General features: G+C 46.2%; 10 protein-coding genes and 1 pseudogene. 8 read left to right on the top strand and 3 right to left on the bottom strand.

Annotation, left to right across the window (positions count from 1 at the left end; all coding sequences use genetic code 11):
* The first annotated feature begins 179 nt into the window (after positions 1-179).
* The 6 genes from B9Y55_RS06845 (at position 180) to B9Y55_RS06820 (ending at position 10,036) form a co-directional block, all read left to right on the top strand.
* Positions 180-494: a type II toxin-antitoxin system HicB family antitoxin gene (locus B9Y55_RS06845; protein WP_085544622.1), complete on the top strand. Its 315-nt coding sequence runs from the start codon at positions 180-182 to the stop codon at positions 492-494.
* Between the two features lie 148 nt (positions 495-642).
* Positions 643-2,877: an Hsp70 family protein gene (locus tag B9Y55_RS06840; protein WP_085544621.1), complete on the top strand. Its 2,235-nt coding sequence runs from the start codon at positions 643-645 to the stop codon at positions 2,875-2,877.
* A gap of 27 nt (positions 2,878-2,904) precedes the next feature.
* Complete coding sequence (locus B9Y55_RS06835; protein WP_085544620.1) at positions 2,905-5,091, top strand: Hsp70 family protein; 2,187 nt, start codon at positions 2,905-2,907, stop codon at positions 5,089-5,091.
* 39 nt (positions 5,092-5,130) lie between these two features.
* On the top strand, positions 5,131-8,868 hold the full coding sequence (locus B9Y55_RS06830; RefSeq protein WP_143340855.1) for an ATP-binding protein: 3,738 nt from the start codon (positions 5,131-5,133) through the stop codon (positions 8,866-8,868).
* A 17-nt stretch (positions 8,869-8,885) separates the two neighbouring features.
* The gene (locus tag B9Y55_RS06825; RefSeq protein WP_085544618.1) at positions 8,886-9,605 is read left to right on the top strand and encodes an HNH endonuclease signature motif containing protein; all 720 of its coding nucleotides are present in this window, start codon (positions 8,886-8,888) and stop codon (positions 9,603-9,605) included.
* 20 nt (positions 9,606-9,625) lie between these two features.
* Positions 9,626-10,036 carry a hypothetical protein gene (locus tag B9Y55_RS06820; protein ID WP_085544617.1) on the top strand — a complete coding sequence of 137 codons (411 nt, stop codon included), beginning with the start codon at positions 9,626-9,628 and terminating at the stop codon, positions 10,034-10,036.
* A gap of 50 nt (positions 10,037-10,086) precedes the next feature.
* Here the strand turns inward: B9Y55_RS06820 and B9Y55_RS13240 are convergent, their stop codons facing one another.
* Complete coding sequence (locus B9Y55_RS13240; protein WP_159448268.1) at positions 10,087-10,236, bottom strand: hypothetical protein; 150 nt, start codon at positions 10,234-10,236, stop codon at positions 10,087-10,089.
* 17 nt (positions 10,237-10,253) lie between these two features.
* Positions 10,254-11,495: a phenylacetate--CoA ligase family protein gene (locus tag B9Y55_RS06815; protein ID WP_085544616.1), complete on the bottom strand. Its 1,242-nt coding sequence runs from the start codon at positions 11,493-11,495 to the stop codon at positions 10,254-10,256.
* Between the two features lie 365 nt (positions 11,496-11,860).
* Here B9Y55_RS06815 and B9Y55_RS06810 point away from each other — a divergent pair.
* Together B9Y55_RS06810 and B9Y55_RS13465 are read left to right on the top strand one after the other, a co-directional pair.
* A pseudogene (locus B9Y55_RS06810) lies at positions 11,861-13,552 on the top strand (ABC transporter substrate-binding protein).
* Positions 13,553-13,628: 76 nt separating this feature from the next.
* Positions 13,629-13,952, top strand: a complete 324-nt coding sequence (locus B9Y55_RS13465; RefSeq protein ID WP_085544615.1) for an ABC transporter permease family protein — start codon at positions 13,629-13,631, stop codon at positions 13,950-13,952.
* Here B9Y55_RS13465 and B9Y55_RS06800 read toward each other — a convergent pair.
* On the bottom strand, positions 13,936-14,151 hold a 216-nt coding region (locus B9Y55_RS06800; RefSeq protein ID WP_143340853.1), incomplete at its 5' end, for a zinc ribbon domain-containing protein. The two genes, B9Y55_RS13465 and B9Y55_RS06800, sit on opposite strands and share 17 nt — an antisense overlap.

The following is a 14,151-nucleotide window of genomic DNA, read 5'->3' as shown; positions in this document are numbered from 1 at the left end:
GGATAAGTTTACAACAAAAAAGCCCTCAGCGGTGTGACTGCCGGGGGCTTTTTGATATGGATTATCGATAGACTTTCTTGCACGTTGACAGGCTCATGGAAATAGCGAAGAATGGCAGATAAAATGACAGCTGGACCTTTAGGTTAGATTCTGAAATTACCACGGAAGGAGCTGGAAATATGCCACCTAAACACTACAGATACCCCGCAATTATATGTCCCGACGACGACGGTTGGACCGCTCGTTTTCCCGATCTGGAAAACTGCTTTACCTGCGGCGACACCGTTGAGGAAGTGATACTCGAGGCTCAGGCGGTCCTGGAGGAATGTCTATACTTCAGGGAGAAAGACGGATACGACATACCCACCCCAACACCTATAGAGACCATAAGCCATCCCGAAGGGGGATTTGTCCAGTTTATAGTGGCTGACATGCCCCCGGAGTTACTATTCTGTTCCGCATATAATCATAAAAAGCCAGGACATTTATTTTAGAACTACAACGATAGCCTAATATGTGCTAGCATTATCAAGACAAAGAGATTTGCCATAAACTCTTGGGAAACAATGCACATGAAATAAACAACATTAACGATGACCGCAAAAAAACAAACCACATTACTTTTATAGGGGGGTGCTTTAAGTGAAATATTTAATTGGAATAGATTTCGGAACGACCACAACCGCAATATCATGCACTAGAATCAGTGCAACCTTTGAACCAGAACTCATCGAGATCGATAATCAAAGGACAACGGAAAGTGTGGTGCGCCTAACCGATGGAAATGAGATCGAGATCATCGGGTTAAGAGCTTGGGAAGAGATAGGGGATGCACCAGAAAGGACGTTTTACGAATTTAAGTTAAAGGTAGCGTCAAAGGACATATTGCAGCTTCCAGAAGGACCAGGGACAGCTCGTGATATAGGAATCATTTTTCTCCGCAACCTGAGGGAAAAGATTGAACGAGGGCTTTTCGGCAACTCACCTCTAAAGGAAATTGACGCAAAAGAGGGGATAAAGACCGTTATCGGCCACCCTTCCGGCTGGAGTGAGGCTCAACGAAAGGCTACCATTTCGATGGCAGAGGAAGCCGGCTTTCCAAACGTTGAGGGATGTGAAGAGCCAATAGGAGCACTGTATTACCATTATTACCTCGGAGACCTTTCTCTGGATAAGGTCCAGAAAGTTTTAGTATATGACTTTGGAGGAGGAACCTCCGATGTGGCGATCATATCTACGACCGGCGCAGAGGAACCAAGAGTTATCGCCACGTCTGGAATAGCCGATCTTGGGGGACGCAACTTTGATGAGATAATCGCCTCAGCCTGGGAGGAAAAGCTACTTCAAGAGACCTATAAAACAAAAATGTCGAACAGAGATAAGGCCTGGGTACGCCGTCATTCACGCAGATTGAAGGAAAAACTTTCTATCGCTGTCGAGGGTAAAGGTAACTCAGCAAGCGAAACTATCCCTATTTTACAGTGTAAAGGTGACAGAGATACGTTTTCTATGGACGTCACATCCTTTGAAACGATGAACGCTGATTTGATAACTAGATTTTCAGAGCCATTATGGGATGCCCTGAGCGGAGCTTCGCTAGACGCATCCGATATAGACATAGTCATATTGACCGGCGGATCTGGAAGATTTTACTTTGCCCGAGAAAAGTTGAAGGAGATGTTCCCCAACGCCCAGATTCTTCGAAGCGCAAATCCACAAGAAGCTGTATCGAAGGGCTTAGCTCTTTACTCAAAGGTCTTGGTATGTGGTAAAGAGCAAATAAGAGCGACATCTGAAAGCTCAGACCAAGCTGTAATAAAGACACCTTACGGGAATAAAAGCAACTCTTCCTCATCGGATGAAACCTATCCTATGTTACCAGATCCATATACGAGCAAAAAAACAGGCAAAAAGATAAATATCTTTAAAATATGCGTTATCAGCTTCTTTATAGTAGCAATATTCGCTCTGTTTTCTGTGTCAGGAAATCAAACTAATAATAGTTTAAAAGACACGGGCGGAACAGCAGAATCGATTTCCAGCAAAACTACTAACCTACCTACTTCAAGAAAATCTCAAGAACAAATCAACGAAAAAACATTACTTGAAATAATGTATGTAGCTGAAAAACTAGAAAAAGCCCAAGAGGATAAAAATATATCCCTAATAACAGCCATACAAAAGGAGCTATCCACGCTAGATGTTAAAGGCAGTATCCCTGAGCTATGGGAGGCAAAACAAGCCCTTTCTGCCTATGCACAGACAGCTATCGATTACTATAAACGTTATAACAAGCATCCTTACGATGTCCAATCTTTTCCATTAACAACTTCAAAAGCTGCCGATGCAGTTTATCAAAAGCATTTAATAGATGAACTCTATTCCATAGATTCACTTAGAATTAATTCTGATGTTTATTGTTTTTTATTTAATGTTAGCAAGGCAGCGTCAGCCATGGGGGCTAGTTTAGAGTATTATATTGATAAATATTCAATAAAAATAAATAAATATCGCATAAATAGTGAGGTTGCAAAAAAAGAAACTAATTATAGTCCTTGGGGAGAAAGACTTACGGAAGGGGATCCTGACGTTAAACTTGTGATAGCCATATACGAAAATGGCGATTTTCTCCCTATCAAAGTATTTCCTAGAGACCAGCGATCATATACAGATACACCCCAGAGAACCGTCAATGAAAGCTTTACTTGGTATACAAAATCTAACTCTAGACTATTCATTTTCATGATAGACATCGATACTGACTCCGGAGAATTATTAGACTATACGGGAATACCCAACTCAAATTATAGCGGCTGGTTAAATGTGGGGTCTGGGTGCGAAGTTCACTTGGATGTAACAATAGAAAATACTAAATAGATTCAAAAAATAAAGGGGGAGAGCTAGATGAATCATTTTTTTGCGATAGACATCGGCTCCAAAAAACTGGCGGCTTATTATACATGCTCACCTCAATCGTTGAGTCAAAACACCGATGAGGAGATTGAATACCTTAAGATATACGCCTGTGAAAAAAACTCTCAACAGAAAAATCTCCAGCAAGGGAAAGTATCTTTCCCTTGCGCCAAAGGAGGATTGAAGTCTTTTTTAGGTGGAAAAGATCTTGTAAAAGCGAGCAACGGAGCCCTTTCTGCCGATGCAATCATCGTGGCTTTTCTCGGTGAGATTAGAGTCGATCTGGAGAAAGCTTGTTTGAATGGACGCACTATGTCGGAGTCGTCAGTTATTGCCGAATCTGTCACCACCATAGGATATCCTTTTGGTTGGAATGAAATCCAAAAAAACACTTATATAAAGGCTGTTGAGCAAGCAGGCTTTCCCAATGTAAGAATTATCGACGAATCAAGCGCGTTAGTAGCTTATCTAAAAAAGCTCAACAGTGAAACATCCCTAGGGCAGGGGAAGATCCTTATCTACGACCTAGGGAGTGCATCGATGAACATCGCAGTGGCGGAATTAGATGCAGAGGGGAATCCGAAGCAACTTGCAGCCACAGGAAATCCTTCTTGTGGTGGGAATAAGCTTGATGAACAGATAAATTTATTGGTCGACAAAAAGTTGAATGATTTTTTGAGCAAGGGTGATTTTAAGGGGAACCTTCCCTCCGAAGAGGAAACTGCTGCTTTTTCCACAAGGCTGAAAGAACGTCTATCGGTAGCCGTCACCAATGGAACTCCTGAGATAGAAGAAAATTTCGGGATTGAGGATCAAAACGTCCTGATTTCTCTTTCTCGTTCAGAAATTGACGCCTTATTCGAGGACATCATGCCCCAAATCATGGAGCCCGTTTGGGAAGCATTAAGCAAAGCATTTCTACAGCCAGAGGATATTGGGACTATATTATTTGCCGGAGGAGCGGCACAGCTTTGGTGCGTCCGTGAAAAAATAGAGTCTATTTTCTCCCAAGCAAAAATTCTATGGAGCGAAAATCCTCAAGAGACTATGGTCAAGGGACTAGCGTTACATTCAATAACAAAGGAAATGGCCCAACAACATCTCGTGACGGAACCTAAAGAACAGAAAAAAGAAATTTTTTCCGAGAAGAAGGCTCACAGACCATCACCATCGGATAGACCATCTTCGAGTAGAGGGATTTTTAAAACAGCTTTTATTGTTGCGACTTTAGTTATCGTGGGATGGTTTTTATCGGACCGGTTTAATATATTGGGAACACGACAATCCCAAAACGAATTTATAGCGCAGAATAATGAAACTACACAGATAGATAGGAACATATCATCCGATGATTCAACAGAAACATCGGCAAAAGCTCAAAAGGAAGGACTACTACCTCAGATATCGAATCCAAAAAACACCAAAATTATATGTGCTTTGGAGGAAGAATCAGACAACAGCGATTTCCTTCAAGGAATCTTGTTTGCCAAGGAGCAGTTAGACATCATCTCCGTAGAGTCATGGCAACTAAATAAAACAGTTGCAACCGAAAAAAATGATTCCTATGACTTCAAAATAGTTATAGGATCTAAAGAAAATTTAGAAACATCAAAGACAGAGATTGCTTCTGGGGATAAGCAGATTGGGTTTACCTATGTACCACTTTGGAAAGATAGTTCGGACATAGTCTCCCCTCAGTTAAATGCACAGGATATTATGAAAATAGCAGGATCTGATTCTGTTCTTATCAGACGTTTGGCAAATTCGGAGGTGAGCACCGACGTCACCCTCTCCCCTAGCAAGACATCAGGATGGTCGCCTTTTGGGGGTAGCGATCAGAACGATACCACTGAAATAAAGATCATCGATTTAGCAAGAACGGGTTCGTTGAAAATAGTATTTTTAGACACTAGCCCTAAAAATGTCTACAAAAACAATTCATATGACCCTAAAAATCCACCCATTATAATTCCTCCCTTAGATTGGCATAGAGGTTTTTGGTCTGTAGTGCTATTGATAAAACAAGGGCTACTGGGGGAAGACAATACCATTGAGAACCTATCCGCTTTACTCAACACCACAATAACTGTAGTAACAAAAGATGAGGTTCTCCTGTATAAGCGCGATAAGGACAACCAGGATATTCAGGAGATAGAGAGATTCCCGCTCAAAAACTAATATCAAATAAAAAAACACCTAGAGAGGCGGCAGAACGTGATGAATAAATTGCTTCTTTCGCAGAAAGAAATTCAGGAGACTGTTCCTGCTTTTGACGAACATCTTTTATTCGCTTTAGAAAGACGATACTTTGATTTTCTGCGTCCTGATCGCCTTGAACTGTGTGAAAACGTCGCGGAAAGCAACTTTGACTACCGCACAGACCTCCGAATGATTCGAATGGACGAAATCAGCCATGAGGGGGAAGTCGATCTTGGACTGCACCTGATGCACTTTCAGAATGTCTTAGCATCCATGAAGGACGATTCTCACAACGTTATCTCCGTCATCCATGGCGATAAGCAAAAAACTTCACTCTATTACGGCCTAGCCAAAAGGAGAGACCGGGCCGGAACCCTTGGAACGGACCAATACGCTCGCATGCTTGGACAGACGATCCACGGGAACTTCCTTGGAGCTAAGTTCAAGCCACTTTCGGCAGTGGAAACTCAGAACGAGGTTGTCGTACCGTTGCTTGATCACGGAGAGGTAACCGCCTTTACAGGAATTCCATCTCTCCGGGATAGCAAGGGACCCTATGTACAAGGGATAGATCGCTTTATCGAAGCAATGCGTGGGGAGAACTACGTTCTCCTCTGCATTGCTGAGCCGGTAGGGGTTCCTATGGTGGACGGAATGGTAAAAAATCTCTTTGACCTTTCATCGGATGTCCATGCCAACGTCAAGGCAACGGTTCAAAAAATGAAGGGATCATCCGACACCGTTAACATTGGGATGTTCGGCATGAGAGGAGTTATGAACAGCAGCACAGGCGGAACAGCTGAAACGGACGGAACGACCGATAGCCAATCAGAGACAATAGGCACTCAGGAGGGAAGCACAAGGTTAGGAAGTGGTGGAGCTCTTATTGCCGCTGGAGGAGCCGCTTCTATGGCTGTCGGTGGTCTATTAGGTGGACTTGTCGGATCAATAGTACCTGGAGCTGGAACTATTATTGGAGCGACATTAGGAGCCAAAATAGGAGGTATCTTTGGTTCAGTTGCCGCTCCTATGGCCGCTTCTGCAATGGGAATGCCTCTAGCTTCAAGTGTCGGAAGGTCTATAGCCAACACTAACACAGCCTCCCAAATGCATTCCTTCACTCGCTCTATAGCGAACACCGCAGGTAATACCCTTGGAGGTGGCGGCTTCGGCGGCTACGCCAAAGGTTGGAATCGTAGCTCCTCCGTATCTCAGGAGGTTCTGAACAGAACTGCGATGCACTGCGAACAACTATGTGAAAGTTACATAAGACGTCTTCAGCGCGGAAAAAACCTAGGATTTTGGAACGTAGGGATCTATCTCCTAACAAGCGATAAATACACTCAACTAAGAGGACAGGGACTTTTACGAGCTTCGCTAGCCGGAGACGAAACATATTGGGAGCCAATTCGTGCTCTTCCTCTCCAGACTGATGCGGTTATGGCCTACCTCGCAAACTTCAACAATCCTCAATACAACTTGCTACGATACGGCATCCAGAAAAATGAACTAAACGATTCGATCGGTTGGGGTGTACGAATTGCAAATATGGCCAAAAAGATAGCCTCAGGAAGCGTAGATAGATTAATAAGCATAATTGCAAATACTGATGATAAAACAAGCACGGATATTCTTGAAAAAATACGACGTGAGCCCGCACAATATTCTCAGGAAGTTCTTGATAAGGCGTGGGAAGAGATAGAATCCACAAATCTTGGGCATCCTCTCGGTCCTGTTCTTGGGGGGATAGGAACACCGTTGAACACAGAAGAGCTTTCCATAGTTATGAATTTACCTCGCAGAGAGGTACAGGGAATAACTCTACGTGAAGCCCCTGCTTTTGGCGTCAACTATGCTCCTCTTTCTGAAAACGCCCTTCGGATAGGTCGTGTAGTACACAAGAGGAAGCCTCTTGACGAGCTTCCTTATCAAATACCTCGTTCTTTACTACAAAAGCACGCTTTCGTCTGTGGCGTAACAGGCTCAGGAAAGACAAACACCTGTATTCGGCTACTCCGAGACATAGAGCTGCCTTTCATGGTAATAGAGCCAGCAAAAACTGAATATCGTCAAATGCTGAAAAAGATGCCCGACCTAAAAATTTTCACGCTAGGAACTGAATCGATCTCTCCGTTTAGAATCAATCCTTTTGAGTTTGTTCCAGGATGTGAGCTTCTAACTCATATCGACTCTCTGAAGGCTGTCTTTAGTGCAGCATTTCCCATGTACGCAGCTATGCCCTACATGCTGGAAGAGGCCATCATCGGGATTTATCAGGATAAAGGATGGGAACTTGCAACCTCCTCCAACCGCTATCTCGATAATATTGAAAGTGAGCACTTTTACGATTATTTACCGACGCTCCAAGATTTACTAGAAAAAATAGACGACGTAGTTAATTCAAAAAAATATGCTATAGAGCAAACCATGAACTATTCAGCAGCTCTTAAGGCACGAATATCAAGCCTGTTAACCGGAAGTAAGGGACTCATGTTGAACACCCGTCGATCGACACCGATCGATAAACTTTTAAACAACAAGGTTGTCTTGGAATTAAAATACATCGGTGACGACGAAGAAAAATGCTTTCTGATGGGGCTTCTTCTTTCAGCGATTTATGAATATCGAGAAAAAAGAGGTGGAATAGGCTCATCCCTAAAACATGTTCTCTTGATCGAAGAGTCACATCGTCTTCTGAAACGAGTACCAGATTACGTCTCTCCAGAGGTTGGCAATTCACGAGGCAAGGCTGTAGAGACTTTCACCAATGTGATATCCGAAATTAGAGAATTTGGGCAAGGGATAATCGTAGTTGATCAGATACCATCAAAACTTGCCGAAGATGTGATAAAAAACACAAATGTAAAAATCATTCACCGCACCCTTGCCAAGGACGACCGTGACTATGTGGGGGCGACCATGAACCTAACCGACGAACAGAGCAGAGAACTCTGTCTCCTAGAACCGGGGCAAGCGGTAATACATCGAGAAGGAATGGATAAAGCCTTTCTCGTTCAGATCGACCTCGAAAAAGAGCCTGGATGCCAAATATTGGATGACAACGCCATCTCCAACGATATGCAAAGCTTTCACCGAGAAAATTCCTTTGTTTTTATGCGTTACCCTGGCTTTGAAAAAATACCCGGTATTGCCACTTTTTATGCCCGGCAAGACTTTAGAAAATTCCACGAGGAGCTTTATCTCGGTATAATAGGGGCTTTCTTACTTGTGCTATCTGGAGAAGCTGAAAATCTAGAAACAATTAGAGCTTCTTTCCGCCAACAGTTACAACGTCGAGTCCGGCGGAGCGAAACGGTTGATGTTGCATGTCATGCCATTTTTTATATATCAGCACTCTTTTCAAGCCTTAATAGCACATATCCTGGGTGCTATGACAAATGCATCTCAATGAATAAGGAGTTTGTGGATTACTGGTTCAACAACAAAGGAAACCTGGAAAAGATCAGATCAGACATGAAATACCTTCTGATGCATGACCATCTTACAGCACCCTTTTTTGGCTATTACATCAACAAAATAGACGGAGAAACTCCAAAACGCCTTTTTGCATCATGGGAAGATAGCGACCAGGACTACAGTACGCTGGATGACTTTCTAGAGGAAGGCATTAAAACACTGCTTTTTGACTCAACTATCTCAACAAAGTCTAAAAAGGCATTAAGGGAAGACTTTTTATGGACAGTCTTAGCTGGCAACCCTCGTCGCTCAATAATCATGAAGAAAATGGCTAACTAAAAAAGGGGTGGATCTTCGTGATAACAGGAGGAGAGATAGCAAAAGTTATACCTGAGATAGCTGAGGGATTGGGAAAAACAGGCGTAGAAAAGCCAGGAGCTGGTTTTGACGGCCCATGGAACAATGTTGGCACCGATATAGGCAAAGAAGCAGAGAAGGGCGCTCAAAGTCAGATCAAAAGCAGCTTTGATGGTCCATGGAATAGAGGGGAAGAGAACATAGAAAGGGGCTTTAACAACAGCCGGACAGGATCTGATTTTGATGGATCTTGGAATAATCAACATGAGCGTTCCCAGTCAGAATACGATGACATCGACAATAAGGAAAAAATAGACATTAGGCAAGAGGGACGTAAATACAACGATGAGGTCGGGGATAAGGCCATAGGCAATAACAAAGAGATAAACGTTGACGACTGGGAAAAAGTTGGCCCAGAAGAATACGCAGAAAGAAAAAAAGAGTTCGCAGGGAACAAAGATGAAATCATAGAGGGCTGGGAAAAAAATAACGATCAAAAATGGCCTACATATAAAACCGATGTACACACAAAAAGTGGAAAGCTTCTTCGTAGAGCCGGAGATCGTTATGACGCGCATCACATTCAACCTCTGGAGTTTGGCGGCAAAAACACGGCTGATAATATAGCTCCTATGCACGCGAGTGACCACCACGATAAACAAGGAATCCATAGACCAAATGGCCCCTACGACAAAATAGCTAATTCTCTTCGTCATTAAGCAAGGGTGGAGGTGCAAAAATGCAGTTAAACGACCTAATGAAAGAACTTCGAGAAACAACGATTGAGAGCCAACTTTCTCTGACAGAGAGCAAAATGTCTCTTATAAAAAGCATCTATAGCGTTAAAAAGATAAATAGGTTAATTTTATCGCTTTTTTTATTTGAAAATAAATTTATTGAAGTGAACGAAAAAAATAGCTGGCGGATTTTGGGCATCAATGAAGTCGAGAATGCAGAGCAAGAGCTTAATGTGGATTTTGTAAGCAAAAAAATACTACCAATAGTTGATTGTTTTGATAACGACTATATTATTTTTGATTTTTCAAGTGAATGTTTTTGTATGTTTAATATTGTAGATGAGATATCTTTTCCTCTTCCAGAAAGCACACAGCTAATACTTGATTCTATAGGAGAACAGCTTGGGGCGTAATATTTTTTCGTGTACAGAGGGAGCCACTTAAGTGGCTCCCTCTCACTTTACTATCTCCGTCTGTCCTCTACCATCACATCGCTGTAGGCCATACAGGCCCCTTCTGGGCCGTACTCAACGTCGAAAAGGGGAGACCTCTGGTCGTTGTTTCCCTTTAACTCCGATACCACCGCTGTTTTCTTCATCTCGTTGGACTGCATCGTAATACCTCCCCTTTTCAGCTTACTTTTCTCAGTCTTACCGCTTTGCCGGTAGATCTGTCCAAGGTGCCCGGCTCCAGAAGACGGAAGTTCACCCTTATCCCTAGTATCTCTTTTAGCCTGGAGGAAGAGCGGTTGAAAAGCTCCTTACCCTGGCCGGGATCGAGGAAGTCTCTGGACTCGCAGAGGACCGTCATATCCTTGAGATGGCCCTTTTCCTCGACCTCTATGATGTAGTTCAGCGTAAGCCCCGGAACCTGTCCCAAGGCCGCCTCGATCTGGGAGGGAAATACGTTTACCCCCCTGATTATCAGCATGTCGTCGTTTCTTCCTTTCACCCTGTCCAGCATAAGGCCGGATCTTCCGCAGGAACACCGGGCCTCCACCAGCCTCCCCAGATCTCTGGTCCTGTAGCGGATCAGGGGGAAGGCCTCTTTGGTGAAGGATGTGATGACTATCTCCCCCTCCTCCCCTACCGGAAGGGGCCTCCCGGCCTCGTCCAGTATCTCGACGAAGAAGTGTTCGTCGTTAAAGTGCATCCCGACCTTGTCGGGGCATTCCATTGCGACCCCTGGCCCCAGTATCTCCGAAAGGCCGTAGGAGTTCAGGGCCACCACACCTAGCCTGGACTCTATCTCGTCCCTCATGGCCTCGGTCCAGGCCTCCCCCCCTAAGATGGCCAGCCTAAGCTTTAGCCTGTCCCTGATGCCTCTGGCCTCTATCTCCTCGCACAGGTGAAGGGCGTAGGACGGGGTGCTGGTGAAGACGGTGGTCCCTAGGTCCTCCATCAGGGTCAGCTGTCTGTCGGTGAATCCCCCTCCTGTTGGGACCACCGCCGCACCGACCGCCTCGGCACCGTAGTGAAATCCCAGAGCCCCGGTGAACAGGCCGTAGCCAAGTATGACCTGAAATACGTCTTTCTCCGTGACCCCGGCGGTCCTCAAGCATTGGGCCATGCACTGGGTCCATATATCCAGATCCTTTGCGGAGTAGGGAACAACCGTGGGCTTTCCCGTCGTGCCGGAAGAGGCGTGAAACCTGACCACCTTGGCCTGGTCGCAGGCCATCATCCCGGTGGGGTAGCTGTCCCTGATGTCCTCTTTGGTGGTCAGAGGAAGGGACTGAAAGTCCTCCATGGAGTTGACGTCGTCAGGGCTAATCCCCATCTCGGCCATCCTGCGGTAATAGACGCCCTTCACCTCCCACACTCTTTTGAGGGCATCCTTCAGACCGCTGAACTCCGGCTTAGCTCCTGTCATATCGTTCACTCCTTCTCGGTGATGTTTTTTGTGTTTAGCGATGTACTGAGCAAAACAGAAAATAGGTATAAAAAAAGGACCGGTCCCAACCTGGGACCGGTCCTGAAAAAACGAGCACGACGCCTAGACGTCGGTCTCCCCAGGAGGCCCCACGTTGACGTAGTAATAAAAGCTAAAGAAGAATCCAGCCATGCTGTTTTTGCTGTTGAGGTTTATCACGGTGATTCTCCTTCCCCGGCCTCCAGACCGAAAGTCTTAAACGCATTGGTGGATTTATACACCTTTTGATCCGATCTGTCAAGCAAAAAACCTCAACACCACTTTCGCAATTTGCCGAGTTGACTTTTAATTTGGCAACGGATATTATGGATACAACAAGGGATACTTTCTTTGGATGCATCGGTATGCAAAAAAACGCAGAAAAGGGAGGAATAGACATCGTGAAGAAGAGAATCGCCGGTTTTATCGGAACGGCCCTGCTGGTATCGTCGATGGCAGCGACAGCCATGGGAGCTTCCAGGGAGGTGGTTATCGCCCTAGCGGGGGACGCCTACTCGCTGGATCCATATCCACTCAACGAGACCATCACAAACGCCCTGAATTTCCATATGTTCGAGAGCCTGGTGGCGCCGGACAGGAACCTTCAACCAGAGCCCTCTTTAGCGGAAAGCTGGGACATATCGGATGACTCAAAGACCTGGACCTTCCATCTCAGGGAGGGAGTCAAATTCCACAACGGCAACGATTTCACCGCCGACGACGTGATATTCTCCTTCGATCGGTCCAAGGTTAAAGAGGGATCGGCCTTCACCTACTGTCTTTCGACGGTGGAGAGCTACAAAAAGATCGACGACTACACCGTGGAGGTCGTCTGCAAGGCCCCTAACGCCCTTCTGTTGGCCCACCTTAAGGACCTCGCCATACTGGACAAGGAGACCTGCTAGGGCAAGGAGAACGACTGGATAGCCCTTAACCCCGTGGGGACGGGCAGATATAAGCTGATAGAGCACGTCAGAGGTGACAGGCTTGTCTTCGGTCGGAACGACTCCTACTGGGGAGAGCTTCCCCAGGCGGAGAAGGTGACCTTCAAGCCCATAACCAACGAGGGAACCAGAACCGCCAACATGCTCTCCGGTGCGGTGGACCTGGTGGTGGACGTTCCTGTCAGGGACTTTAAGATCCTGGAGCGGAACAAGAACATAAAGATCCTGACCGAGCCCAGCATGAGGGTGATATACCTGAACCTGGCAGGCTGGACCGACGCTCCCTCCAAGGACGCTGCGTCGCCTTTGAAGTCCCCAGACGGGACCAACCCTCTCAAAGACCGTAGGGTTAGGGAGGCTATCTACAGGGCGATCAACGAGGAAGAGATAGTGGACAAGATAATGAACGGTTTCGCCGTGCCTGCCGCGACCTACATTCCAAAGGGATTCAACGGCTACAACCCTGACGTCACGAGGCTGGGCTACGACGCCAAGCTGGCGGAGAAGCTGCTGGACGAGGCTGGCTATCCAAGGCAGAAAGACGGCTATAGATTTGAGATCACCTTAGACGCCTCCAACGACCGCTATATCAACGACGGAGCCATAGCCAGCGCAGTAGCGGGATACCTTGAGAAGGTGGGCATAAAGGTGAACCTCAACCTAATGTCCAGGACGGTGTTCTTCTCCTATATAAGCGCGAACAACCGCAACGGCGATAACACCCATTTCTGCATGACCGGATGGGCCGACTCAGGCGGCGAGAGCGCACTTATGGCTCTGGATATGATCTACAGCATCACCCAGGACGGTCCGATCAAGGAAGGCTACGGCGGGGTCAACAGAGGCTACTACCTCAACCCCGATGCGGACGCACTAATAGACCAGGCGATGGCCACAGCGGACCCCGCGGAGAGGGACGGCATTATGCGCAAGGTATGGGCCATGGCGGCGGAGGACGTTTCCTACATCCCCCTTCACTTCCAGGAGGATATCTACGCCCACAACAGCCGCATAGAGTACCAGCCCAGAAGCAACAAGTACGTTTACGCCTGGGACATCGAGTTTAAGGACTAGACCACAAAAAAAACGGGGGCGACAGGTCTGAGGTAAAAGGACCGTCGCCCTCGGCCATAGGGATGGAGGCGGTTAAGTGTTCCGGTTTATAGTGAAGAGACTGATTCAGCTGGTACTGGTCCTTTTCGTGGTCTCGTTGATAGTGTTCGTCTTCACCAGCGTCATGGGAAACCCGGTCTACCTCATGGTCAGGGAGAACGCCACCGAGGCGGAGGTCCAGGCGGTGGTACAGTATCTTGGGCTGGACAAGCCCCTGCCGGTGCAGTACGGCATATTCCGTGAACTACCCCCACTTATAGAAGTGTGGGCTTCCTGGTCAATATCTCTAACGAGACAAGTTTCCCCAGGCTCTGAAGGTCGTCCCGACCTCGTGAGTACCAAAGCTACACTGCCGTGCTAATTTCGGTGGGCAGAGCTAGTTTCAGTAGGTTTTGTGCCGCATTTACGTCCCTGTCGTGGCGAACGCCGCAGCTTGGACACACCCACTCCCTTAGGGCTAAATCCTTTACCAGTGGGTTTTTGTAGCCACATTCAGAGCACAGTTGGGAGCTGGCATAATTTGCCCCAGCTATTATCGGATCTCTGCCGTACCACAGGGT

Source organism: Dethiosulfovibrio salsuginis (genome assembly GCF_900177735.1).
Lineage (GTDB): Bacteria > Synergistota > Synergistia > Synergistales > Dethiosulfovibrionaceae > Dethiosulfovibrio > Dethiosulfovibrio salsuginis.
The sequence above is the reverse complement of the archived record's forward strand: the minus strand, read 5'-3'. Positions and strand labels throughout refer to the sequence as shown.